Origin of the sequence: Pseudoxanthomonas sp. SL93, from assembly GCF_026625825.1 — a bacterium.
Lineage (GTDB): Bacteria > Pseudomonadota > Gammaproteobacteria > Xanthomonadales > Xanthomonadaceae > Pseudoxanthomonas_A.
This window is the reverse complement of record NZ_CP113065.1, coordinates 2,939,260-2,962,838: the sequence shown is the minus strand read 5'-3', so window position 1 is coordinate 2,962,838 and position 23,579 is coordinate 2,939,260. Positions and strand designations below refer to the sequence as shown.

General features: G+C 67.8%; 24 protein-coding genes. 14 read left to right on the top strand and 10 right to left on the bottom strand.

Annotation, left to right across the window (positions count from 1 at the left end; genetic code table 11):
* Positions 1-150 precede the first annotated feature (150 nt).
* The gene (locus tag OVA13_RS13885; protein WP_267791058.1) at positions 151-1,110 is read left to right on the top strand and encodes a TerC family protein; all 960 of its coding nucleotides are present in this window, start codon (positions 151-153) and stop codon (positions 1,108-1,110) included.
* Between the two features lie 90 nt (positions 1,111-1,200).
* Positions 1,201-1,986, top strand: coding sequence for a rhomboid family intramembrane serine protease (locus tag OVA13_RS13880; RefSeq protein WP_267791057.1), 786 nt, complete (start codon positions 1,201-1,203; stop codon positions 1,984-1,986).
* A gap of 148 nt (positions 1,987-2,134) precedes the next feature.
* Here the strand turns inward: OVA13_RS13880 and OVA13_RS13875 are convergent, their stop codons facing one another.
* Entirely contained in the window at positions 2,135-4,423 is a 2,289-nt protein-coding gene (locus OVA13_RS13875; RefSeq protein ID WP_267791056.1) for a TonB-dependent receptor, read from the bottom strand.
* Positions 4,424-4,685: 262 nt separating this feature from the next.
* Here OVA13_RS13875 and OVA13_RS13870 point away from each other — a divergent pair, with 262 nt between their 5' ends.
* Positions 4,686-5,705 (top strand): TIGR00266 family protein, encoded by a 1,020-nt coding sequence (locus tag OVA13_RS13870; RefSeq protein ID WP_267791055.1) that lies wholly within the window; start codon positions 4,686-4,688, stop codon positions 5,703-5,705.
* A 38-nt stretch (positions 5,706-5,743) separates the two neighbouring features.
* Here the strand turns inward: OVA13_RS13870 and OVA13_RS13865 are convergent, their stop codons facing one another.
* The 4 genes from OVA13_RS13865 to OVA13_RS13850 are packed head-to-tail and all read right to left on the bottom strand — an operon-like array spanning position 5,744 to position 8,162.
* The gene (locus OVA13_RS13865) at positions 5,744-6,205 is read right to left on the bottom strand and encodes a DoxX family protein (protein WP_267791054.1); all 462 of its coding nucleotides are present in this window, start codon (positions 6,203-6,205) and stop codon (positions 5,744-5,746) included.
* A 19-nt stretch (positions 6,206-6,224) separates the two neighbouring features.
* The gene (locus tag OVA13_RS13860; protein WP_267791053.1) at positions 6,225-6,995 is read right to left on the bottom strand and encodes an HvfC/BufC N-terminal domain-containing protein; all 771 of its coding nucleotides are present in this window, start codon (positions 6,993-6,995) and stop codon (positions 6,225-6,227) included.
* On the bottom strand, positions 6,992-7,837 hold the full coding sequence (locus OVA13_RS13855) for an MNIO family bufferin maturase (protein ID WP_267791052.1): 846 nt from the start codon (positions 7,835-7,837) through the stop codon (positions 6,992-6,994). Before OVA13_RS13855 ends, OVA13_RS13860 begins: the two co-directional genes overlap by 4 nt.
* A 22-nt stretch (positions 7,838-7,859) precedes the next feature.
* Positions 7,860-8,162 carry a BufA2 family periplasmic bufferin-type metallophore gene (locus OVA13_RS13850; RefSeq protein ID WP_267791051.1) on the bottom strand — a complete coding sequence of 101 codons (303 nt, stop codon included), beginning with the start codon at positions 8,160-8,162 and terminating at the stop codon, positions 7,860-7,862.
* A 206-nt stretch (positions 8,163-8,368) separates the two neighbouring features.
* Between OVA13_RS13850 and OVA13_RS13845 the strand changes: the two genes are divergently transcribed.
* Positions 8,369-9,295: an AraC family transcriptional regulator gene (locus OVA13_RS13845; RefSeq protein ID WP_267791050.1), complete on the top strand. Its 927-nt coding sequence runs from the start codon at positions 8,369-8,371 to the stop codon at positions 9,293-9,295.
* A gap of 73 nt (positions 9,296-9,368) precedes the next feature.
* Entirely contained in the window at positions 9,369-10,403 is a 1,035-nt protein-coding gene (locus OVA13_RS13840) for a patatin-like phospholipase family protein (RefSeq protein WP_267791049.1), read from the top strand.
* Positions 10,404-10,410: 7 nt separating this feature from the next.
* Here OVA13_RS13840 and OVA13_RS13835 read toward each other — a convergent pair whose 3' ends face one another.
* From OVA13_RS13835 to OVA13_RS13815, 5 genes are all read right to left on the bottom strand, one after another.
* Positions 10,411-10,857, bottom strand: a complete 447-nt coding sequence (locus tag OVA13_RS13835) for a hypothetical protein (protein ID WP_267791048.1) — start codon at positions 10,855-10,857, stop codon at positions 10,411-10,413.
* Positions 10,854-11,465: an HD domain-containing protein gene (locus OVA13_RS13830; protein ID WP_267791047.1), complete on the bottom strand. Its 612-nt coding sequence runs from the start codon at positions 11,463-11,465 to the stop codon at positions 10,854-10,856. Before OVA13_RS13830 ends, OVA13_RS13835 begins: the two co-directional genes overlap by 4 nt.
* A gap of 154 nt (positions 11,466-11,619) precedes the next feature.
* Positions 11,620-12,015 carry a putative quinol monooxygenase gene (locus tag OVA13_RS13825; RefSeq protein WP_267791046.1) on the bottom strand — a complete coding sequence of 132 codons (396 nt, stop codon included), beginning with the start codon at positions 12,013-12,015 and terminating at the stop codon, positions 11,620-11,622.
* Between the two features lies 1 nt (position 12,016).
* The gene (locus tag OVA13_RS13820) at positions 12,017-12,418 is read right to left on the bottom strand and encodes a GFA family protein (protein WP_267791045.1); all 402 of its coding nucleotides are present in this window, start codon (positions 12,416-12,418) and stop codon (positions 12,017-12,019) included.
* Positions 12,419-12,501: 83 nt separating this feature from the next.
* Complete coding sequence (locus OVA13_RS13815) at positions 12,502-12,981, bottom strand: Lrp/AsnC family transcriptional regulator (protein ID WP_267791044.1); 480 nt, start codon at positions 12,979-12,981, stop codon at positions 12,502-12,504.
* A 127-nt stretch (positions 12,982-13,108) separates the two neighbouring features.
* Here OVA13_RS13815 and phhA point away from each other — a divergent pair, with 127 nt between their 5' ends.
* The 9 genes from phhA to OVA13_RS13770 all read left to right on the top strand — a co-directional run bounded on the left by phhA (position 13,109) and on the right by OVA13_RS13770 (position 23,568).
* Positions 13,109-13,993 carry a phenylalanine 4-monooxygenase gene (phhA, locus tag OVA13_RS13810; protein WP_267791043.1) on the top strand — a complete coding sequence of 295 codons (885 nt, stop codon included), beginning with the start codon at positions 13,109-13,111 and terminating at the stop codon, positions 13,991-13,993.
* 85 nt (positions 13,994-14,078) lie between these two features.
* Entirely contained in the window at positions 14,079-14,534 is a 456-nt protein-coding gene (gene azu / locus OVA13_RS13805; RefSeq protein WP_267791042.1) for an azurin, read from the top strand.
* 29 nt (positions 14,535-14,563) lie between these two features.
* Positions 14,564-16,657 (top strand): TonB-dependent receptor domain-containing protein, encoded by a 2,094-nt coding sequence (locus tag OVA13_RS13800; RefSeq protein ID WP_267793537.1) that lies wholly within the window; start codon positions 14,564-14,566, stop codon positions 16,655-16,657.
* A gap of 124 nt (positions 16,658-16,781) precedes the next feature.
* A complete protein-coding gene (gene acnD / locus OVA13_RS13795) occupies positions 16,782-19,397 on the top strand; it encodes a Fe/S-dependent 2-methylisocitrate dehydratase AcnD (RefSeq protein ID WP_267791041.1) in 2,616 nt (871 codons plus the stop codon).
* A gap of 43 nt (positions 19,398-19,440) precedes the next feature.
* On the top strand, positions 19,441-19,905 hold the full coding sequence (locus OVA13_RS13790) for an SRPBCC family protein (RefSeq protein WP_267791040.1): 465 nt from the start codon (positions 19,441-19,443) through the stop codon (positions 19,903-19,905).
* On the top strand, positions 19,902-20,543 hold the full coding sequence (locus OVA13_RS13785) for a hypothetical protein (RefSeq protein WP_267791039.1): 642 nt from the start codon (positions 19,902-19,904) through the stop codon (positions 20,541-20,543). The genes OVA13_RS13790 and OVA13_RS13785 overlap by 4 nt, the downstream gene beginning before the upstream one ends.
* A 14-nt stretch (positions 20,544-20,557) precedes the next feature.
* Positions 20,558-21,751: a 2-methylaconitate cis-trans isomerase PrpF gene (prpF, locus tag OVA13_RS13780; protein ID WP_267791038.1), complete on the top strand. Its 1,194-nt coding sequence runs from the start codon at positions 20,558-20,560 to the stop codon at positions 21,749-21,751.
* 84 nt (positions 21,752-21,835) lie between these two features.
* Entirely contained in the window at positions 21,836-22,942 is a 1,107-nt protein-coding gene (locus OVA13_RS13775) for a sensor histidine kinase (RefSeq protein ID WP_267791037.1), read from the top strand.
* Entirely contained in the window at positions 22,939-23,568 is a 630-nt protein-coding gene (locus OVA13_RS13770) for a response regulator transcription factor (protein ID WP_267791036.1), read from the top strand. Before OVA13_RS13775 ends, OVA13_RS13770 begins: the two co-directional genes overlap by 4 nt.
* The last annotated feature ends 11 nt before the right edge of the window (positions 23,569-23,579 follow it).

Genomic DNA, 23,579 nt, shown 5'->3' with positions numbered 1-23,579 from the left:
TTTCGAGCATCCGTGCTCCGGTCCCACGGCAGCCCACCGGGCTGTGAGCGAGACCTTCGCCGCGAAGGCGAAGGCACCCCCGGATTCCCGTTTCCCGGTTCCGAGATGTCCGCGCCCGCGGCCGTCCTCCACTTTTTTTCGGGAATCTCGATGGAAACGATTGGCAACCCCTGGTTATGGGCCGGCTTCGGCGGCCTGGTGGTGATCGCGCTGCTCGTCGACCTGGTGCTGATGCGCCATGGCGGCGCGCACAAGGTGACGTTCAAGGAAGCGACGTGGTGGAGCCTGGGCTGGGTGGCCCTGGCCATGGTCTTCAACGGCGCGCTGTGGTGGTACGTCAACGAGACGGCGGGGCTGGTCGAAGCCAACCGCGTGGGCCTGGAGTTCCTGACCGGTTACCTGGTCGAGAAGGCGCTGGCGGTCGACAACATCTTCGTCTTCCTGATGGTGATGACGTATTTCGCCGTGCCCGAGGAGCAGCGCCAGCGCGTGCTGGTGATCGGCATCCTGGGCGCCATCGTCCTGCGCAGCATCCTGATCTTCGCCGGTGCGGCGCTGCTGGCGAAGTTCCACTGGCTGCTCTATTTCTTCGGTGCATTCCTGCTGCTGACCGGCATCAAGATGTGGTTCGCCGCCGGCAAGGAGCCGGACCTGGAGAAGAACCCCGCGCTGCGCTGGATGCGCAACCACCTGAAGCTGACCGATGGTTACCGCGGCGACAAGCTCAGCGTGCGCGAGAACGGCGTGCGCTGGTACACGCCGCTGTTCGTGGTGCTGGTGCTGATCGGCGTGACCGACGTGATCTTCGCGGTGGACAGCATCCCGGCGATCTTCGCGATCACCTCGGACCCGTTCATCGTGTTGACCTCGAACGTGTTCGCGGTGCTGGGCCTGCGCGCGATGTTCTTCCTGCTGGCGGGCATGGCCGACCGCTTCCACCTGCTGCCGTACGGACTGGCGGTGGTGCTGGGCTTCATCGGTACCAAGATGCTGCTGATCGACGTCTACAAGATCCCGGTGCCGTGGGCGCTGGGCACGGTGGCGGCGATCCTGGGCGTGACGGTGGCGCTGAGCCTGGCGCGCCCGCAGAAGGCCGACAGCGCGGCCTGACGGGGTCCTGGCAGACCATCCCGCGTGCGGGATGGTCTGTCCATCCCGGCCCGGCCTTGCATTCGTCCGGGCCGTCGCCAGAACTGGACCATGGACCTGCACCCCGACGATCCGGCGTTCGACCCGGAAACCCAACAGCGGCATGACCGCAAGCGGCTGCTGCGTGCGCTGAACCTGAGCCTGGCTTTCGTGCTGCTGCTGGCGATGGTGTATTCGGCGCAGGGCAGCTTCGACGTGCGCGCGTTCACCATCGCGCCCCTGTCGGGTGAAGGCCTGCTGGGTATCCTGACCGCACCGCTGCTGCACGGCTCGCTGGAACACATCGCCGCGAATGCCTCCGCGCTGCTGATCCTCGGCACGCTGGCCGGCAGCGTGTATCCGCGCGCCACGCTGTGGGCCATTCCGCTGGTGTGGCTGGGCGCGGGCCTGGGTCCGTGGTTGCTGGGTGAACCCGGCTCGCACCACCTGGGTGCCAGCGGCCTCACCCACGGCCTGATGTTCATGATCTTCATGCTGGGCCTGCTGCGACGCGACCGCGCCGCGATCGCCGCGGGCATGATCGCGTTCCTGTTCTACGGCGGCATGGTGCTGACCGTCCTGCCGCGCGAACCCGGCGTGTCCTGGCAGGCGCACATGGGGGGCGCGGTGGCGGGCCTGGTCGCCGCCTTCCTGTTCCGTCGCTTGGACCCGGCGCTGCCGCGCAAGAAATACAGCTGGGAAATCGAAGAGGAAGAAGCCGCCGCGCGCAGCGACGACGAACTGGAACTGCCCGCGCCGCGCGAAGTGCCGCTGCTGTGGGTGCGCCCGGATTCGCCGGAAGAGGAGAAGCGTGGCGTGGTGCTGCATTTCCCGCCACGCGAGCCGCCCACCTCATGATCGTTCCTGTGGGAGCGACGTAAGTCGCGACGGGATGCCGGTGCATCGAGGGAAAAAGAAAAGGCAGGCCGTCATGGCCTGCCTTTCTTTGTCCGGCTGATGTCTGCCCCTGTCGCGACTGACGTCGCTCCCACAGGAGCGTCGTGCGTCAGAACTTCGCGCTGAACTCCACGCCCACCGTGCGCGGCTCGTTGATGAAGCCGGTCAGGTTGTTGAAGTCGATGCCGCCCACGATGCGACGCTGGTCGGTGATGTTGCGTCCGAACAGGGCCACTTCGTAGTCACCGTAGCCCCAGCCGTAGCCGACGCGCAGGCCGCCTTCCAGCGACGACTTGCCGGTGAACTCGACGGAGTCGTACAGGAAGAAGTTCACCTCGCTGCGGTATGCCCAGTCGGTGTAGACATACAGCTCGCTGCCTTCACCCACGGCGAAACCGTAGCGCGCCGTCAGGTTGTGCACCCACTCCGGTGCCTGCGGCAGGCGGTTGCCGTCGATCAACGCCAGGCCGCCGGCGTTGCGCGGATCGGTCACGGTGCAGGCGGCGCAGACGGCGACGGCCAGGTCGTCGTCCTTGATCTCGGTGTCGTTGTAGCTGCTGCCCAGAGTGACCAGCAGGTTGTCGGTCACGTAGGCCTGCAGGTCCAGTTCGAAACCCTGGCCCACCGACTCTTCCGCATTGAGCAGGATGTTGGCGTTGGCGGCGCCGCCGACAGCGGTGAGCTGCTGATCCTTGACGCGGTAGTAGAAGACGCCCGCGCTGAGGCGCGCGCGCTTGTCCCACAGGTCGGCCTTCACGCCGGTTTCGAACGAGGTGACGGTCTCGGGACCCGCCACCGACTTGGCGTTGAACGCACCCGCGCTCTGGATGCTGCTGCCACGGAAGCCGGTGGCGGCGCGCGCGTACAGGTTCACATCGTCATTCACCGCATAGGTCGCGGCCAGGTCCCAGTTGAACTTCTTGTCTTCGGGCGAAGCCGACAGGTCGCCGTCCGGCTCCAGCGCGGTCAGCTGCGCCAGCGTGCACTTGCCGGCCAGCACGCAGGGGGCGAAGCCGGTGTTCCAGTAATCCTCGACCGTCAGTTCCTTCTCGTCGACGGTGTAGCGCAGGCCGCCGCGCAGTTCCAGCCTGTCGGTGGCCTGCCAGGTCACCGCGCCGAACACGGCCCAGGCGTCGTTGGTCTGGCGGATGCGCTGGTAGCCGTCCTGCGCGCTGTTGTTGAGCGAGTCGTAGCTGAAGCTTTCGACACGGTAGTCTTCCTTGAAGTAGAAGACGCCGGCCTGCCAGTTCCACGGACCGTCGAAGGCCGACTCGATGCGCAGCTCCTGGGTCCACTGCGAGTGGTCGGGGATGCCGTCGGCGGTTTCCGACGCGAACGGGATCACGCCGGGGCCGGAATCGGGCAGGAACACCGCGCCGTAGCCGCCGTCGATGTCGCCGCGGTTGATCGTCTCGACGCTCTCGTAGCCGGTGATCGAGTGCAGCGTGTAGTCGCCCAGCTCCCAGCGCAGGCGTGCGCTGGCGCCCTGCGATTCCAGCTCGGAGTAGTTCAGGCCGTCCTGCGAGACCTTGTCCTCGTCGAAGCCGGGGACGAAGTTGTTGGTGCCCGGCTCGATGATGTTGGCGCGGAACAGGCGCGCGGTGCCGTTCAACTTGCGCGCGTGCGCGTTGAGCAGCGCTTCGAAGGCATCGCCTTCATAGAGGAACTGCACGCGGCCGGCGGACTCGTCATAGCCCTCGAAGCCGTCGCTGGGGCCGGGATAGGTGTTCTCCACCCAATCCTCGCGACGCTGGTACAGCATCGACGCGCGTGCCGACCAGCGCTCGCTGAGCGCACCGCCGACGGCGCCTTCCACGTTCCACATGTTGTCGCTGCCCACGCCGACCTTGCCGTAGCCGCTGGTCTCCTGCGAGGGCTTGGCGGATTCGAACTTCACCACGCCGGCCGGGGTGTTGCGGCCGAACAGCGAGCCCTGCGGGCCGCGCAGCACTTCGATCTGCTCCAGGTCGAACAGCGGGAAGCCCTTCAGGATCGGGTTTTCCTGCACCACGTCGTCGTACACCAGCGAGACCGGCTGCGAGGTGTTGAGGCGGAAGTCGGTGTTGCCGTAGCCGCGGATGTAGAAACGCGGGAACGCGCGGCCGAACGAGGACTCGATGTTCAGGCTGGGCACGCGGCCGGACAGGAAGCGGATATCGGTGCCGCCCGAGGCCAGCACGCCGAGCTGCTCGCCGTTGATGGTGCTGATGGAGACCGGCACGTCCTGGATGTTCTCGACCTTGCGCTGCGCCGTGACTTCCACCGTGTCCAGCGTGGAGGCTTCGGTGGCGACCGGGGCGGGGGTTTCCTGGGCGAGGGCGGTGCCGAAGGGCAGCAGCGCGGCGATGGCAAAGGCAAGGCGATGCGGCCTGGCGGCGGCAGGACGTACTCGGGACATGGCGGTGGCTATCCGGATGGGTGGTGGGATGGGCGCGCGGCGGCGCTAGCACGCGAATGTTGCATTACAGCAACAGGCGGGGCAATGGCCGGAAGTCCCGTTCGCGACGAAGGTAACGGCGATTCAGCCCGCGCGGCGGCGTCCACCATACCTCCGGCCTTCGCGACGTACGTTCCAGCACCGGGATGACCTTGGGCAGATGACGCCCGGGCAGGGCGCCGGGCTAGACTCGGCGCCCTCTTCCGCCCTCAGGATGGCCCCCATGACGCACTGGTTCTTCAATCTCCCCGGCAGCGCCGACCGCACCGGTCCGCTGGACGAAGACGCCGCCCGCGCCTACGCGCAGCGCAATCCCGGCGCCCTGGGCTGGCGCGAGGGCATGCGCGAATGGAAGCCGGTGCGCGACCTGCCCGAACTGGCCGCCGGCGCCACCCCGCCGCCCCACCTGCCGCCCCTGCCGGGCGCCGGTGGGCGCAAGGCCGCCGACGAGATCGACTTCCGCATCGTCGGCGGCGACATGCAGTTCGTCGAGGTTGAGCTGGACCCCGGCGAAAGCGCCATCGCCGAAGCCGGCGCGCTGATGTTCAAGGACAGCAGCGTGCAGATGGACACGGTGTTCGGCGACGGCTCGCACAGCGGCCAAGGCGGCGGCTTCATGGACAAGCTGTTCTCGGCGGGCAAGCGCGTGCTGACCGGCGAGAGCCTGTTCACCACGCTGTACACGCATACCGGCCAGGGCAAGGCCAAGGTGGCCTTCGCGGCGCCCTACCCCGGCACCGTGCTGGCGATGAAGCTGGACGACCACGGCGGCCGCCTGATCTGCCAGAAGGACAGCTTCCTGGCCGGCGCCCGGGGCGTCACCGTCGGCATCCACCTGCAACGCAAGATCCTGACCGGCCTGTTCGGCGGCGAGGGTTTCATCATGCAGAAGCTGGAAGGCGACGGCTGGGTGTTCGTGCACGCCGGCGGCACCGTGGTGGAGCGCGAGCTGCAGGCGGGCGAACGCATCGACGTGGATACCGGCTGCGTGGTGGCGTACCACGCCAGCGTCAACATGGACGTGCGCCCGGTCAGCGGCATCAAGAGCATGTTCTTCGGCGGCGAGGGCGTGTTCCTCGCCACGCTGACCGGGCCGGGCAAGGTGTGGATGCAGTCGCTGCCGTTCTCGCGCCTGGCCGGCCGCATGCTGCAGGCCGCACCGCAGGCCGGCGGGCAGGCCCGGGGCGAAGGTTCGGTGCTGGGCGGGCTGGGCCGCATCCTGGACGGCGACAACAGCTTTTAAGCTGGGGGGCGGAAAGCATGGCGTTCCGCCTACCTCCCTCAGGCCGCAGCGAGTGCTGCGGTGCCGGCGCGGCGCGCGATCAGATGGTCCAGGCTCGCGCGCCCCGGACCGGCGAACAGCAGCCAGACGAACACGGCCACGTACAGCACTTCGTCCAGCTCGACGAATTCATCCAGCGTGGAGATGCCGGGCAGGACCACGACGGCCAGCGCCACCAGCATGTTGAAGATCATCGGCAGCATGGTCAGGCGGGTGGCCAGCCCGAGCATGATCAGCGCACCGCCGACGAATTCCGTGCCGGCGCATACCGTGGCGCTGAGCGCCGGCCACGGGATACCCCATTCGATGAAGCGCTCGGTGAAGAACGCCAGGTTGTTCAACTTGGCCCAGCCGGTCTCCAGCCAGAAATATCCGAACACCAGCCGCAGCAGCAGCGGGCCGATCCAGCCATGGCGGTTGAGGAAAGCGAGCACGCGGTCGTGCAGGGGAGCGGATTGCATGGGAATCTCCTACGGGATGTCATGAAGTCGACAGACCGGTCACCAGACCGTCCGTCAACCAGCGTTTGAGCAGGCCGGCGGCACGCAGCGCCGGCGAGGTACCCGGCAGTCGCACGCACCAGTCCGCGAAGACGTCGCCACGCGCGACGGCGGCCAGCGCCATCGCTTCGTCGCGCGGCAGGCGCCGCCAGTGCACATCGAAGTCATGCCGCCACAGCAGCCAGGCCGTTGCCGGTTCCGCGGCCAGGCGCGGCAACGGGATGCCCCGCGCATGCGCATCGAGCAGCACAACCGCATTGCTGCGCAGGCCTAGGCGACGCACGGCGGGGTGCAGCGTCACGCGCAGCCGCGGCCATCGTTCGTGCGCCACCGTCAGCAGGTCGTCGAGCGTGCAAGGGCAGGCGTCGGCCGCATCGAATGCCTCGCCCTGCCGCCACTCCAGGCGGGCCAGATCGGACAGCGCACGATCCTCGCCTGCGTACGTCGCCAGCCAGCGCGGGAAGCGTGCGCCCACGTGGCGGACCGAAGGATGCCGCGAGGGACACGCTTCGAGGTAGCGCGCCGCAAGCGCATCGAAACGATCCGGACCAAGCGACGCACGCAACACGGGGTAGTCGTTGCCCAGCACCTCGACCAACCGCCAGCGGTAGCCGTCGGCGTACACGCGCAGCCGCGTGGTGCCGTCGCGTGCATCCAACGCGCGGATCGCGGGAGCGTCGCGCCCGTCGCCACGAAGCAACCACTGCGCAAACCGCTGCTGCCGGGCGGGAAGTGGCACGGCGCCCTTCATGCGGCCTCCTTCAAGCGCTCCGCTTCCGCCGCGACCCGGCGCGCGATGTCCAGCTCCGCCAGCATGTCGCCAAGCGGTGGAATGTGGTCGTCGCGCTCGATCATCGCCGGGATCGGACCGAACCGCCGCACGGCCTCTGCGTACAGCGACCACACGCCATCGGGCACCGGCGCGTCGTGCGTGTCGATCAGCAGGCCACTGCCTTGGACGTCCACGCTGTGCCCGGCCAGGTGGAGCTGGCGGACTGCGCTACGCGGCAGGCGGTCGAGGAAGGCGACCGCATCGAAGCCATGGTTGTGCGCGTTGACGAAGATGTTGTTCACATCCAGCAACAGCCCGCACCCGCTCTCGGCCACGACAGCGGACAGGAACTGTGCCTCGTCCAGCGTGTCGTCGGCGAAACGCAGGTAGCTGGACACGTTCTCCAGCACCAGCGGCATGCCGAGGGCATCCTGCACCTGGCGGACGCGTGCGGCGACGTGGCGCACCGTATCGTCGTTCTGCGGCAGCGGCAGCAGGTCGTGGAACTGGACGCCACCATGGCGGGTCCAGCACAGGTGATCGGACACGATCCTCGGCCGCACGCGCCGGGCCAGGCGGCCCAGCGCGCACAGGTACCCGCGATCCAGTGGATCGCTGCCACCGATGTTGAGCGAGACGCCATGCATCGCCACCGGCCAGCGTTCGGCCATGCGGTCCAGCATCCACAGTGGCCGGCCACCGTCGACCAGGTAGTTCTCGCTGAGGATCTCCAGCCAGTCCACGCGCGCGTCGCCAGCCAGCAGCGCGTCATAGTGCTGTGGGCGCAGACCCAGGCCGAAGCCGTGCAGGGACGTGCTCATGGCGTCGCGTCGCGGTGGCGTGTCAGCTGTTGGCTTTCTTCGCGTCAGCCGCCTTCTTCTGCGGCTTGGGCGCTTCGAACTTGCCGCCGGCCGTCTTGCAGGTCTCGGCGGTGGACTCGGTGAAACCGTGGCCCTTGCACGCGTTCTGGCCCTTGCACGCGTTGGACGCGCTCTTGCACGCGCCCTGTCCCTTGCAGGCATTGGCGCCGACGCAATGGCCGACCTTCGCCGATCCGGACTCGGCAGCATGGGCCATCGGTGCACCGAGGAACAGGGCGGCAGCGGCAACCGCGACGGAAAGACCGGAAAGCTTGGTGGTGTTCATGACAAGACCTCTTTGGGGTTGGGGAAGGCGTCTTCGACAGACCGCAGGACGCCTTGCCATTCCAGCGTTGCGTGCGCCGAACGACTATTCCTCCGCGTTCCGGCGATATAGCCCATCGTCCGGGCACGGGCTGTGGCGGACGCCTGCGCATGAACGGCGGACGCACGGTCATGGCCCGCGTGCACCCCGTGGCCTAGGATGGCGGCATGGATGCAACACACGCCCCTGCGTTCGGCCTGGCCGAAGACGATGACCGCGACGCCGTGCTCGAGACGGTGTTGGGGGCATACCGCATGCGCGTGGAGATCACGGCCGATGTGCGCTACTGCGGCACCTGGTACGACAGCGAGCCGGCGACACACCATGGCCAGTTCCACCTGGTCACGCACGGCCGGTGCTGGATCAGCGGCGAGGCCGTCGATGAACCTGTATTGCTGGAGCGCGGCGACCTGATCGTGTTTCCCGCGGGCGTGCGGCATATCCTTTCGTCTTCGCCGGACCCTCATCTGGCCGACACCTCCGACGCAGGCGACACCAGCATGCTGTGCGGCGAACTTGAATTCATCACCGGCGCGCACAACCCGATCTTCGCCGCCCTGCCGCGCTGGTTCGTGATCCGCGGGCAGGACAGCAGCGCCGGCTTCCGGCAACTGGCGCAGATGCTGGCCGAGACCAGCCGCGAACGTCGCTGGGGGCGCCAGCTGGTGCAGAACAAGCTGGCCGATTCACTGTTCACCATGGCGGTGTGCGAATACGTGCGCCAAGCCGAGCAGCCCCGCGGCCTGCTCGCCGCCCTCACCGATGCGCGTCTGTCGCGGGCGCTTTCCGCGATCCACGCACAGCCCGGGGCGGATTGGACCATCCAGTCGATGGCCCGGGAAGCCGGCATGTCGCGCACCGCCTTCGCCGAGCTGTTCACGGCCACGGTCGGTTCGCCCCCTATCCAGTACCTGGCCCACTGGCGGGCGACCGAGGCGCGCCGGCTACTGAAGAACCGCCGATTCTCTGTGGCCGCCATCGCCGAAATGCTCGGATACAGCAGCGAGGCGGCCTTCCGTCGGTTCTTCAAGCGCGTCGAAGGGGTCGGACCCGGCAGTGCGCGACGCCGCTCCGGAGACGATCGGTCGCGCTGACCGATCGACGTCGTTGGCCGCGGTTGCGGCAAGGGGCGCTATCCTGCGCGCCACTTCCGCTTCGTGCACCGCCATGCGCCCTCCCCTTCGCCTGCCCACCCTTCTGCTCGGTACCCTGTTCCTTGCCGCCTGTGGTGGCGACAACGTGCGCCCCGCGCCGCCCGCCGCGGTGGTGAAGCCGGTGCCGGCGGCGCCGAAGCCCAAGGTCGGCATCGCGCTGGGTGGCGGCGCGGCGAAGGGGTTCGCGCACATCGGCGTCATCAAGATGCTGGAAGCCAACGGCATCGAGCCGGTGGTGGTCTCCGGCACCAGCGCCGGCAGCGTGGTGGGCGCGCTGTACGCCAGCGGCATGGACCCCTTCCAGATGCAGAAGCAGGCGTTCGCGCTGGACGAGGCGAAGATCCGCGACGTGCGGCTGTTCTCCGGTGGACTGGTGCAGGGGCTGAAGCTGCAGGACTACGTCAACGGCCTGGTCGGCAAGCGCAACATCCAGCAGTTGGCTAAACCCTTCGCCGCCGTGGCCACGCAACTGGAAACCGGTGAGCGCACGGTGTTCGTGCGCGGTAACACGGGCCAGGCGGTGCGTGCGTCCAGCAGCATCCCCGGCGTGTTCGAACCGGTGGTGATCGGCAAGGCGAGCTACGTGGACGGCGGCGTGGTGAGCCCGGTGCCGGTGGATGCCGCACGCCAGCTGGGTGCGGATTTCGTCATCGCCGTGGACATCTCCACCAAGGCGCCGGGCACCAAGCCGGGCAGCATGCTGGGCATCGTCAACCAGTCCATCGGCATCATGGGCCAGCGCCTGGGCGAACAGGAACTCGCGCGCGCCGACATCGTCATCCGGCCGAAGGTCAACGACATCGGGCCGGCCGATTTCGAGCAGAAGAACAACGCCATCCTCGAGGGCGAACGCGCCGCGCTGGCCGCCATGCCGCAGATCAAGGCGAAGCTGGCCGAACTGCAGCGCACGCGCAACGCCGCGCATGCGGCCCGACATGCGCCGCCGAAGCCCGACCCGCGCTGCCTGGAGGAGCCTTCGCGCCTGGGACGCCTGTTCGGCCGCGACGTGAAGTGCGACGCCAGCGGCCAGCCGGTGAAGGCACCGTAACGGGCGTTCAACCGAGCGCGCGCAGCGTACGCGGCATCAACGGCGACAGCAGGACCGACGCGGCACCGAAACGCAACAAGGCGCCAACCAGGGAAACACCCTCGCCCCACGCCCACATCATCAGTCCTGCCACCAGCGCGGTCGCGATGAACACCAGCACGGCCACCAGGGTCAGGCCCAGGTCCAACCAGCGCTCGCCACGTGTCTGTGCACGCGGATCCGGTTGCGGCTGACGCATGCGCTGGACCAGCTGCGCCGCGGCCACCGGCGCCAGCAACGTCACCGCCAGCGTGCGTGCGGCGGCGTGCCCGCACACCAGCGCCGCCAGCAGGAGGCAGGCGCCGTAGACCGCACTGCCTTCCATCATCGGTGCGGCGGCATGCCCCGCCCAGGCCCCCAGGGCCAGCACGCCCACGCCCTGCCCCGCCAGCGCGAGCCCATCGGCGCGGTTCATGCGGCCACCCGCTGCAGGTTGTCGCGCGCGCGTGTTTCCAGTGCGTCGTGGAACCGGGCGGTGCTGTAGATGCGCGGACGCTGCAGGAAGCCCCGCAGGATCTCGCGTCGCTTGCGCCGGAACAGGAAGCCCGGCACGTACGCGTATTCCTTGCGGATCTGCTGCTCGTACTCGTCGAATCGCGTGCGCTCCGCGCCGAGGATGGACAGGTCGATGTCGACCAGCAGTTGTTCGTCGCGGCCCGACGGCACGGCGGTATGTCGCGTGGCCATCACCAGCGCATGCACGCGGTCGGCCGCGGCCACATCGACGCCGGTCGCAAGCAATGCCGTGCGCGCCCAGTCGGCGCTGCGCTGCTCGTTGTCATGGCCCTTGACGTCGTAGATGGCGTCGTGGAACCACAAGGCCAGTTCGACCTCGTGTGGGTATTCCGCCAACGCACGCGCATCATCGAACGCCGACAGGCATTCAACAAGGTGCTGCTGCGTGTGGTAGTGGCGCTGGGGCTCGGCATACGCGGCCTTCAGCTGCGCGAACAGCGCACCACCCTCACCCACCGCACCGATGCCGGTCCATGCGCGTTGCCAGGAAGATTCGAAAGCATCCATGACGCAGTCTAGGCCGAAAGCATCGGTCGGAGTAACGGGTGGGAGCGACGTCAGTCGCGACGGCTAAGCTCGGTGACTGACGGCAACAGCCGCGGGCTCGTTCGGGTTCCGCGTCGCGACTGACGTCGCTCCCACAGGACCCGCGTTGCCCGTTTCACGCCTTCGGCAGTCCATGCCCGCCCACCGGCACCGTCTCGACATGACTGTCGAAACCGGCGATCAGTGGGCGCGCTTTCGCGATGGCCTGCTGCACGGCGGGCAACGACAGCGACGCCTTGTGGCTGGCGGCATCGGTCCAGGCTTCGGTGATCCAGATGGCGTCGGCGTCGGCGGGATCCTGCGCGACGATGTAGCTCAGGCAGCCCGGCATGCCGCCCACGCCATCGAGCAGGATCGCAATCAACGCGTCGCGCTGGCCTGGCGTGGCCCTCATTTTTCCAATCAGTCCATACATGCGGGGATTCTCCTCGGGTTGGGCGGCGACAGGCAGGAAGACGGCGATACCCGCCATGCCGAAGGTCGCCAGCAGATGGCGGCGCGCGGCATCCACATCAGGCCACGCGGTCTGCCGGGTGATGCACGCCGTCGCGGGTGGGCACGTCGCCCAGGTCGAACGGATTGACGCCTTCCAGGCAGCCCACGTTGTAGCCGTACTGCTGCGGGTTGGAGCGTCGCTGGTGGTGGGTGTAGATGCCGCACCGCGTGCAGAAGAAATGCTGCGCGGTGTGGGTGTTGAACGTATAGCGCCCCAGCACGTCGCGACCGGCGAGAAGGGTGATCCCCGACAGCGGCACCGACGCCACCACCGCTCCACGGCGACGGCACATCGAGCAGTCGCAACGGCGCGGGTCGACGATGCCATCCGGCAGGTCCAGTTCAAGCACCACGGCACCGCAGTGGCAGCTCGCCCGATGCTTCGGCTGGATGGGGGTAGGACCGACCTGTCTGATCATGGCGCGCGAGAGGGGCAAGAAGGAGCGCGTTGTAGCACGGCACGCGACCACATCCTGTCCTCGTCCTGCGCGGGTGGCCACGATCAGCCTTTCGGCAGCGGCAGGCCGCCGAACGTCTTCACCGCGCGCAGCACGAAACTGGAATTGACGTCGGCCACCCCGCTGGCATTGAGCAGCTTGTCCAGCAGGAACTGCGAGAAGTGCTCCAGGTCCTGCACCACCACGTGCAGCAGGTAGTCCATGTCGCCGGTCAGCGCATAGCAGGCCACCACTTCGTCCCACGCCTGCACGCTGTCGCCGAAGTGGTCGATGCTGGTCTGGCCATGTTTCTCCAGCTGCACCCGCACGAAGGCCTGCAGGCCCAGGCCCACCGCCTTGGGTTCGACCCGGGCGGAATAGCCGGCGATCACGCCGGCGGCTTCCAGCCGCTGGATGCGGCGCAGGCAGGCCGACGGCGACAGGTTCACCTGGGCGGCGATATCCGTGTTGGCGGCCCGCCCCTCGCGCTGCAGCAGGGCCAGCAGGCGCAGGTCGGTGCGGTCGAGCGGGGCGATTTCGGCCATTTGCTGCTCGCTTCGGCTTTATGACGCAACATTATTGCGCCAAGCGGCGATATGCGTGCAACTTTGCAACCCTGTTGCGTCGGTGAGCCGCTAGCATCGTGGCATCAGCCAAGGTCGGGAGTCGCCCATGAACGAGCCGCGCCGCGTCGAGCACCAGCAGACCGACAAGGGCTATGTGCCGGTTTACACGACCGCGGTCGTCGATCAGCCCGCCGATTACCCGGCGGCGGATCACGACACCTGGGGCAAGCTCTATGAGCGCCAGCGCGCGCTGCTGGTGGGCCGCGCCTGCGACGAGTTCCTGCAGGCCCAGGACGCGATGGGCATGAGCCCCGACCGGATTCCCCGCTTCGAGGAATTGAACGAGGTGCTGCGCCATGCCACGGGCTGGCAGCTGATCGGCGTGGAAGGGCTGTTGCCGGAACTGGAATTCTTCGACCACCTGGCCCATCGCCGCTTCCCGGTCACGTGGTGGATCCGCCGGCCCGACCAGATCGACTACATCGCCGAACCGGACCTGTTCCACGACCTGTTCGGCCACGTACCGCTGCTGATGAACCCGGTGTTCGCCGACTACATGGAGGCGTACGGCAAGGGTGGCGTGAAGGCGCACGGCATCAACGCCGACGCGCTGCAGTACCTGACGCGCCTGTACTGGTACACGGTGGAATTCGGCCTGATCAAGACCAAGGACGGCCTGCGCATCTACGGCGCCGGCATCGTGTCGTCGAAGGGCGAGTCGCTGTACTCGCTGGAATCCGCCGCGCCCAACCGCATCGGCTTCGACCTGGAGCGGATCATGCGCACGCGCTATCGCATCGACACGTTCCAGAAGACCTACTTCGTCATCGACAGCTTCGAGCAGCTGATGAACGCCACCGCGCCGGACTTCACCCCGATCTATGCCCGGCTGGCCACGCAGGACGCGATTCCCGCAGGCGATGTGCGCGAAGCGGACACGGTGTTCACCCGCGGCACCGGTGAAGGCTGGGCGGCCGACGGCGACGTCTGACCGGCGCCTGCGCGCGCGCCGCACGGCGTGCGTTGCGTGCGTGCTCTAGAATCACGGCTGCCTCCACGTCCTGCATGTCCCCCCGATGACACGACGCCTTCCCGTCCTCCTGGCGCTGCTCGCGCTGCTGTCGCTTTCTTCCTCCGCACTGGCCCGCAACTGCGCCATCACCATCGAAGCCGATGACCTGATGACGTTCAACCTGAAAACCATCCGCGTGCCGGGCGACTGCGTGCAGCTGCGGGTGACGCTGAAGCATGTCGGCCGCATGCCGGCACAGGCGATGGGGCACAACTGGGTGCTGACGGAGAGCCGCGATCATCGTGACGTGGGACTGGCCGGTGGCCGCATGAAGCTGGCCGACGCCTACCTGCCACGCAACGATCCCCGCGTGATCGCCCATACGCCGGTGATCGGCGGCGGCCAGTCGGTGGACGTGGTATTCCCCACGGCCCGCCTGCGCAAGGGGGGCAACTACACCTATTTCTGCTCGTTCCCTGGCCACTGGAGCATGATGAAGGGCACGCTGGTGTTCGACTGATGGCGGGCGTTCGCCTTGCTTCGATGCTGATGCTGGCGCTGACGGGGCAGGCCGCCGCGGCGCAGACACCGCCCGATGGCGAAGCCATCACGCTGGACCGCGTCGTCGTGGACGCCACGCGCCTGCGCAACGTCAGCGCCTTCGACACCCCGGCGTCGGTGACGACGGTGTCGCTGGGCGATGACCGCAGCGGACAGGGCGTGCAGGCGTCGGAGGTGCTTGGCGGCATTCCCGGCCTGCTTGCGCGCGAACGGCAGAACTACGCGCAGGACACGCAACTGTCGATCCGCGGCTTCGGTGCGCGCTCGACGTTCGGCGTGCGCGGCGTGCGCCTGTATGCCGACGGCATCCCGGCCACGCAGCCCGACGGACAGGGCCAGCTGTCGCACTTCACCCTTGCCGCGGGCGACCGCATCGAAGTGATGCGCGGGCCTTTCTCCGCGCTGTACGGAAACTCGTCCGGTGGCGTGGTGCAGATCATCAGCGCCGAGGGAACCGCGTCACCGCAGTGGGATGCACGCGTCACCGCCGGCAGCCACGACAGCTACGCCGCGTCGGCGCGCTGGCTGGGCACCGCGGGCAAGGTGCGCGCCAACATCGCGGCGTCGCTGTTCGATACCCACGGTTATCGCGAACACAGTGCCGCGCGGCGCGAGTCGGCCAACGCCCGCATCGACATCGATACCCGTGGCGACGACGGGCTGACGCTGGTGTTCAACCACCTGGACATTCCGGACGCACAGGATCCGCTGGGCCTGACGCGCGTGCAGGTGGCGGAGGACCCGCGCCAGGCGGTCTCGGTGGCGCGGCAGTTCAACACGCGCAAGTCGGTCGGCCAGGACCAGGTGGGCGCCGTGTATGCGTGGCGACCCGCACCGGCGCACGCCATCACGCTGTCGGCGCATGCCGGCGAGCGCGAGGTGGAGCAGTTCCTGGCGCTGCCCGTGGCGGCGCAGGCCAATCCGTTGAATTCCGGTGGCGTGATCGACCTGGGCAACGAATACGCCGGCGCCGACCTGCGCTGGGCCTGGCAGGGCGAGTGGGCGGGACGGCCCGCCGAGTGGACGATGGGTGCGGACACCGCACGCCTGCGCCAGCACCGGCGGGGCTACGAGAACCATGCAGGCGGCGCGCTTGGCGTGCGGGGTGCGCTGCGGCGCGATGAGCGCAACCGGGTGGAGAACGTCGACCAGTACGTCCAGGCCTGGTGGCAACTTGCACCGCGCTGGTCGCTGCTGGCGGGCGCCCGCCGCAGTGACGTGCGCTTCCGCTCGCAGGATCACTACGTCACCGCCGCCAATCCCGACGACAGCGGTCGCATGCGGTATGGCGAAACGACGCCGGTGGCGGGTGTGACGTTCCATGCCGATGACGACCTGCGTCTTTACCTGTCCGCGGGACGCGGTTTCGAGACGCCGACCTTCAACGAGCTGGGCTACCGCGCCGATGGCGGCGCCGGGCTGGCGCTGGACCTGCAGCCCGCCGTCAGCCGCAATGTGGAAGCGGGCCTGAAGTGGCGCACGGATGCCGGCACACGGCTGGAGATGGCACTGTTCCGCGCCGACACGGATGACGAACTGGCCGTGGCCAGCAATGTGGGCGGCCGCAGCACGTTCCGCAATGTCGGCCGCGCGCGCCGCCAGGGCGTCGAGGCGATGTTCCAGACGACGATGGGCGGGCAGGGGCAGCTGCAGCTCGCCTACACGCGCCTGCAGGCCGAGTTCCGCGATGGCTTCCTGGTCTGCGCGCGCACGGGGTGCGCGACGCCGGACACGCCGGTGGCCGCAGGCACCCGGATACCGGGCGTGGCGCGCGACCAGTTCTTCGCCCGCGCGGAATGGCCGTGGGCGCAGTGGCGCGCGGCGGCCGAAGCCGTCGCCGTCGGCGACGTCAGCGTCAACGACCTGGGCACCGGTTCGGCGCCGGGCTACGCCCTGCTGCATCTGGAACTGTCGCGGCGCTGGACGCTGCGCGATGGCGGCCTGCGTGGCTTCGCCCGCATCGACAACGCACTGGACCAGCGCTACATCGGCTCGGTGATCGTCAACGAGGGCAACGGCCGCTTCTACGAACCCGGCCCGGATCGGACCTTCCTGCTGGGCCTGGAGTGGAACCTGCGCTGACCAGCGGGCGCTGAAACGCCCCGTTGTCCGAATGTCGCAGACCGCGGGCGGTACAGGATTGGTAGCATACGCAATGCACTGCACGGCATCGCGGCCGTTGCGCAGGCCTTTCACAGCAGACGCCATGAATACGAACTTCCGCAAACCGCTCCCGGGCACCGCGCTCGACTATTTCGACGCGCGCGCCGCGGTGGAATCGATCCAGTCCGGCGCCTGGGATGGCCTGCCCTACACCGCGCGCGTGCATGCCGAGAACCTGGTGCGGCGCTGCGATCCGGATACGTTGATCGATTCGCTCAAGCAGTTGATCGAACGCCGCCGCGACCTGGATTTCCCCTGGTTCCCCGCGCGCGTGGTCTGCCACGACATCCTTGGCCAGACCGCGCTGGTCGACCTGGCCGGCCTGCGCGACGCCATCGCCGACATGGGTGGCGATCCGGCGCAGGTGAACCCGGTGGTGCCGGTGCAGCTGATCGTCGACCACTCGCTGGCGGTGGAATGCGGTGGCTACGACCCGGACGCGTTCGCCAAGAACCGCGCCATCGAGGACCGCCGCAACGAAGATCGCTTCCACTTCATCGAGTGGACCAAGCATGCGTTCAAGAACGTCGATGTCATCCCGCCCGGCAACGGCATCATGCATCAGATCAACCTGGAGAAGATGTCGCCGGTGATCTACGTGCAGGATGGGGTGGCCTTCCCGGATACCTGCGTGGGTACCGACAGCCACACGCCGCATGTGGACGCGCTGGGCGTCATCGCCATCGGCGTCGGCGGCCTGGAGGCGGAGAACGTCATGCTGGGGCGCGCGTCGTGGATGCGCCTGCCCGACATCATCGGCGTGGAACTCAGCGGCAGGCCGCAGCCCGGCATCACCGCGACGGATGTCGTGCTGGCGCTGACCGAGTTCCTGCGCCAGTCGAAGGTGGTCGGCGCGTACCTGGAATTCCGTGGCGAAGGCGCGGCAGCACTGACGGTCGGCGACCGCGCGACGATTTCCAACATGGCGCCGGAATACGGTGCAACCGCGGCGATGTTCTTCATCGACGACATGACCCTGGATTACCTGCGCCTGACCGGTCGCAGTGACGAGCAGGTCGCGCTGGTGGAGAACTACGCGAAGACCACCGGGCTGTGGGCCGATGCGCTGGCGACCGCGCAGTACGAACGCACCCTGCATTTCGACCTGTCGACGGTGGTGCGCAACATGGCCGGACCGTCGAACCCGCACAAGCGGCTGCCGACGTCCGCGCTGGCCGAACGCGGCATCGCGGACGAAGCCAAGCTTGCGTCCGGCAAGGCCCAGGAAGCCGAAGGCCTGATGCCCGACGGCGCGGTGATCATCGCCGCCATCACCAGCTGCACCAACACCAGCAACCCACGCAACGTCATCGCCGCCGCGCTGCTGGCGCGCAATGCCAATGCCCGGGGGCTGGTGCGCAAGCCGTGGGTGAAGACCTCGCTGGCGCCGGGCTCGAAGGCCGTGCAGCTGTACCTGGAAGAAGCCGGGCTGCTGCCGGAGCTTGAGCAGCTGGGCTTCGGCATCGTCGCGTTCGCCTGCACCACCTGCAACGGCATGAGCGGCGCGCTGGATCCGGCGATCCAGCAGGAGATCGTCGATCGCGACCTGTATGCCACCGCCGTGCTGTCGGGCAACCGCAACTTCGACGGCCGCATCCACCCGTACGCCAAGCAGGCCTTCCTGGCGTCACCGCCGCTGGTGATCGCCTACGCCATCGCCGGCACCGTGCGCTTCGACATCGAAAAGGATGCGCTGGGCGTCGATGCAGACGGGAAGCCGGTGACGTTGAAGGACATCTGGCCGAGCGACGAGGAGATCGACGCCATCGTCAAGGCGAGCGTGAAACCCGAGCAGTTCCGCAAGGTCTACGGGCCGATGTTCAACGTGCGCGTCGAACACGGCGGCAAGGTCGAACCCCTGTACGCCTGGCGCCCGCAGAGCACCTACATCCGCCGCCCGCCCTACTGGGAAGGCGCCCTGGCCGGCGAGCGTACGCTGCGCGGCATGCGCCCCCTCGCGGTGCTGGGCGACAACATCACCACCGACCACCTGTCGCCGTCGAACGCGATCCTCGCCACCAGCGCCGCAGGCGAGTACCTGACCAAGATGGGCCTGCCGGAAGAGGACTTCAATTCCTACGCCACGCATCGCGGCGACCATCTCACCGCGCAGCGCGCGACCTTTGCCAACCCGCAGCTGGTCAACGAAATGGCCGTGGTGGAGGGCGAGGTGAAGAAGGGATCGCTGGCCCGCATCGAACCCGATGGCCAGGTGACGCGGATGTGGGAAGCCATCGAAACCTACATGGCGCGCAAGCAGCCGCTGATCATCATCGCCGGCGCGGACTATGGACAGGGCAGTTCCCGCGACTGGGCCGCGAAGGGCGTGCGCCTGGCCGGCGTGGAAGCCATCGTGGCCGAGGGCTTCGAACGCATCCACCGCACCAACCTGATCGGCATGGGCGTGCTGCCGCTGGAGTTCAAGCCGGGCGACACCCGCACGACCTACGGCATCGACGGCACCGAGACCTTCGACGTCATCGGCGAACGCAGGCCCCGCGCCGAGCTGACGCTGGTGATCCACCGTCGCGACGGCGAGACCGTGCAGGTGCCGGTCACCTGCCGCCTGGACTCCGATGAAGAGGTCAGCATCTACGAGGCCGGCGGCGTGCTGCAGCGGTTCGCCCAGGATTTCCTGGACGCGTCGAAAGCGGCCTGACCCGTTCGTCGTATCGGTACACCCAACGCACAGGAGTCCGATCATGTCCGAGAACAGCCCTACCGGTACCGTCCGCCTGCACCGCGTGCTGCGCGCACCGCCCGAGCGCGTCTACCGCGCGTTCCTGGACCCGGATGCGATGGTGAAGTGGCTTCCGCCGCATGGCTTCACCGGCAAGGTCCATTCGATGGACGCGCGCGTGGGTGGCGGCTACACCATGTCGTTCACCAACTTCGGCACCGGTTCCAGCCATTCGTTCGGCGGCACCTACGTGGAGCTGGTGGAGAATGAACTGCTGCGCTACACCGACCAGTTCGACAACCCCGGCCTGCCCGGCCAGATGCACGTGACGGTGACGCTGAAGAAGAGCATCGCCGGCACCGAGTTGAATGTCGTACAGGAAGGCATTCCCGCCGCGATCCCGGTCGACTTCTGTTACCAGGGCTGGCAGGAATCGTTGGAGATGCTGGCGAAGCTGGTGGAGTCGGAGATTCCGGACGGGGCATGATCTACGCAGGCGAACAGTTTGGGGATGAATTCTTTTGGGACCCCATCAGAGATGCGGGAAAGAGCCGCCTGCTATTTCTCGCTAGGTTCCTCGGCGAGCCGAGACGGTTGTTTGAGTTTGAGACTAGTCAGTACGAGCTGTCTGGACGTTTGGGAAGACATATCGTCCCTGAAGCTCTACGTCATCAATCCGTCTCGGATCGCTATCGCGACACACCCTATGCCCGGCACGCAATGATGGAAGCTGGGAACAAATTGAAAGCAGAGTCGGTCCTGTTACATCTTGACCGCATTCATTGTTCCGGTAAGGACGTCGACGCCCACTGGGAAATCCGCGGCCCGAACTCGCAGCGTGAACATCTGGTCCCTGTTGTCTCCCATTTGAATTCAGCGTTGGTCGCTGCGGGACTACCGGCAGGCGGTGGTCACAGTCCGCACATTTCAATTTGTTATGGAGGCGCGACTCCACTTGCCCGTGACCTACATTTCAGGACGATCCCATGGTCTATCGATGAGATCGAACTGGTCGTCGGAGGTGGGCGCCCATACGCTTACGAAACCCTCGGTCGTTGGGTGCTGGAGCCCGAGCGTGGTCGTGTTTTCCAGGGCGCTTTGTTCTCAACAGATACAAACATCTGATTAGGTATTTTCAAATGAACTCAGTTCCCCAGACCCGCATCCCCGCCACCTACATGCGCGGCGGCACGTCGAAAGGCGTGTTCTTCCGCCTGCAGGACCTGCCAGAGCGCGCACAGGCGCCGGGGCCGGCGCGCGATGCGCTGCTGAGCCGCGTGATCGGCTCGCCCGATCCGTATGGCAAGCACACCGACGGCATGGGCGGGGCGACGTCGAGCACCAGCAAGGTGGTGATCGTCTCGCCGAGCACGCAGCCGGACCATGACGTGGATTACCTGTACGGGCAGGTGCCGATCAACGAGGCCTTCATCGACTGGAGCGGCAACTGCGGCAACCTGTCGTCGGCGGTCGGACCATTCGCGATCGCGAACGGCATGGTCGACCCGGCACGCGTGCCGCGCGATGGACTGTGCACCGTGCGCATCTGGCAGGCCAACATCCAGAAGACCATCATCGCCCACGTACAGGTCAGCGGTGGCGAGGTGCAGGAAACCGGCGATTTCGAACTGGACGGCGTGACCTTCCCGGCCGCGGAAGTGCAGCTGGAGTTCATCGATCCGGCCGACGAGGGCGAAGGCGATGGCGGTGGTGCGATGTTCCCCACCGGCCATCTCGTCGACGACCTTGAGGTGCCCGGCGTAGGCGTGTTCAAGGCCACGATGATCAATGCGGGCGTACCGGTGGTGTTCGTCGAAGCGGCGGCGCTGGGTTACGACGGCACCGAGCTGCAGGGCGCGATCAACGAAGACAACGCCGCACTCGCCAGGCTGGAGGCGATCCGCGCGCACGCCGCGGTCCGCATGGGCCTGGTCGCCGACGTCGCCGCCGCGGCCAAGCGCCCACTGACGCCGAAGGTGGCTTTCGTCGCGCCACCGAAGGATTACCTGTCGTCGAGCGGCAAGCCGGTCCATGCGACCGGCATCGACCTGCTGGCGCGCGCCATGTCGATGGGCAAGCTGCACCACGCGATGATGGGCACCGCGTCGGTCGCCATCGCCGCCGCGGCTGCCGTGCCCGGCACCGTGGTCAATGCCGCGGCGGGCGGCGGCACGCGCGAGGTGGTGGTGTTCGGCCATCCGTCGGGCACGCTGCGGGTCGGGGCGGAGCTCAGGCAGGTGGATGGTCAGTGGTCCGCCACCAAGGCCATCATGAGCCGCAGCGCGCGGGTGCTGATGGAAGGCGCGGTGCGCGTGCCGGGTGATGCTTTCTGACGGCGACGCAGCACTGACCTGCCGGAAGTCACCACTTTCGCCCTACCCATTGCCTCTGCACGCCGCGCGCGACAGCATGGGGGCATGTGGCAGACCCTGAACCGATTTCGCGAACCGATGACGCTGGCGGGCGTGTTCACGCTCGGCGCGGTGAGCCTGGGCCTGCGCTTCCTGCCGCCGGAAGTGATGCCGGCCGCGGCCGCCGCTCTCGGGGCGTATGCGCTGGGATTCCTGCTGTTCGCCCTGGCACCGGACAGCTGGGAGCGGCAGCGGCGGATCGCCCTGGTGGCGATGGCCGGACTCGCCCTGCTGCTGGCATGGCTGACGCCGCGCGTGGGCACCGCGCAGGTGCTGCTGGTGGTCTGGGTGGCATGCGCGGTCAACGTGCTGTCGCCACGCGCGGTCATCGGCGCCGCGCTGGTGCTGAACGTGGCGTTCTACACGCTGATGGTGCACCACGGGTTCGACGCGCCGCTGACGATGACGCTGATCAACGTCGGCTTCCAGGCGCTCGCCGGCCTGTGCGTGCACTACGCGCGTCGCTCCGAGGAATCCCGCGACCAGTTGGCACTGGTGAATGCGGACCTGCTGGCCACGCGGGCGCTGCTGGCCGACAGCGCGCGTGATGCCGAACGCCTGCGCGTGGCACGCGAGCTGCACGACGTGGCCGGCCACAAGCTCACGGCGATGAAGCTCAACCTGCGGGCGCTGGCCAGCGACCCCGTGTTCGCCGTCCGCGATGAAGTCCGCATCGCGCAGCAGTTGTCCACCGAGTTGCTGGACGATATCCGCAACGTCGTGCAGGCCCTGCGCGATTCGCGCGGGCTGGATCTGCAGACCGCGATCCGTGCCCTCGCCGCGCCGTTGCCACGGCCTGTGCTGGATCTGCGTATTGGGGAAGACATCCGCATCGCCGATCCGGCCGTGGCGGAGTCGCTGCTGCGCATCGTGCAGGAGTGCCTGACCAATGCCGCACGGCACGCCAATGCGGAGACGTTGACCGTCTGGCTTAGCAACGAGGACACCCACATGCGCGTGCGCATCGAGGACGATGGCAGGCTCAAGGGCGGCATGCGCGAAGGCAACGGCTTGGCCGGCATCCGCGAGCGCGTCGCGGCGCTGGGCGGCGACCTTCGCCTGGGCAACAGCCCTACCGGCGGCCTGCGCCTGGACGTGAGGCTGCCCGCATGAGCGTGCGGGTCGCCCTGGCCGATGACCAGGCCCTGGTGCGCGCCGGCCTGCGCGCGTTGTTGAAGGCGCAGCGGGTGGACGTGGTGTTCGAGGCCGACGACGGCGCGGACCTGCTCGCCAAGCTGGAGGCACAGCCGGTGGACGTGGTGCTGAGCGACATCCGCATGCCCGGCGTCGACGGCATCGACGCCCTGATCAGGCTGCGCGAGCGGGGGGACCGCACCCCGGTGCTGCTGCTGACCACGTTCGACGACAGCGACCTGCTGCTGCGCGCGACGGAAGCCGGTGCGCAGGGTTTCCTGCTGAAGGATGCCGCTCCGGAAGACCTGCACGACGCCATCCGGCGCGTGGCCGCAGGCGAGACGCTGCTGCAGCCGGTCAGCACCGATCCCGTGCGCGCACGCTTCCGCTTCCGCGACGAAGCGCCGCCCAGCGATACCTTCAGTGAACGCGAGGTGGCGATCCTGAGGCTGTTGGCGGGTGGATATTCGAACAAGGAAATCGCGCGCACGCTGTTCCTGGCCGAAGGCACGGTGAAGAACTATGTCTCCACCATCCTGGACAAACTCGGCACGCGCGATCGCACGCGCGCCGTGCTGAAGGCGATCACGCTACGGATCATCTGAGTCCGCTGGGT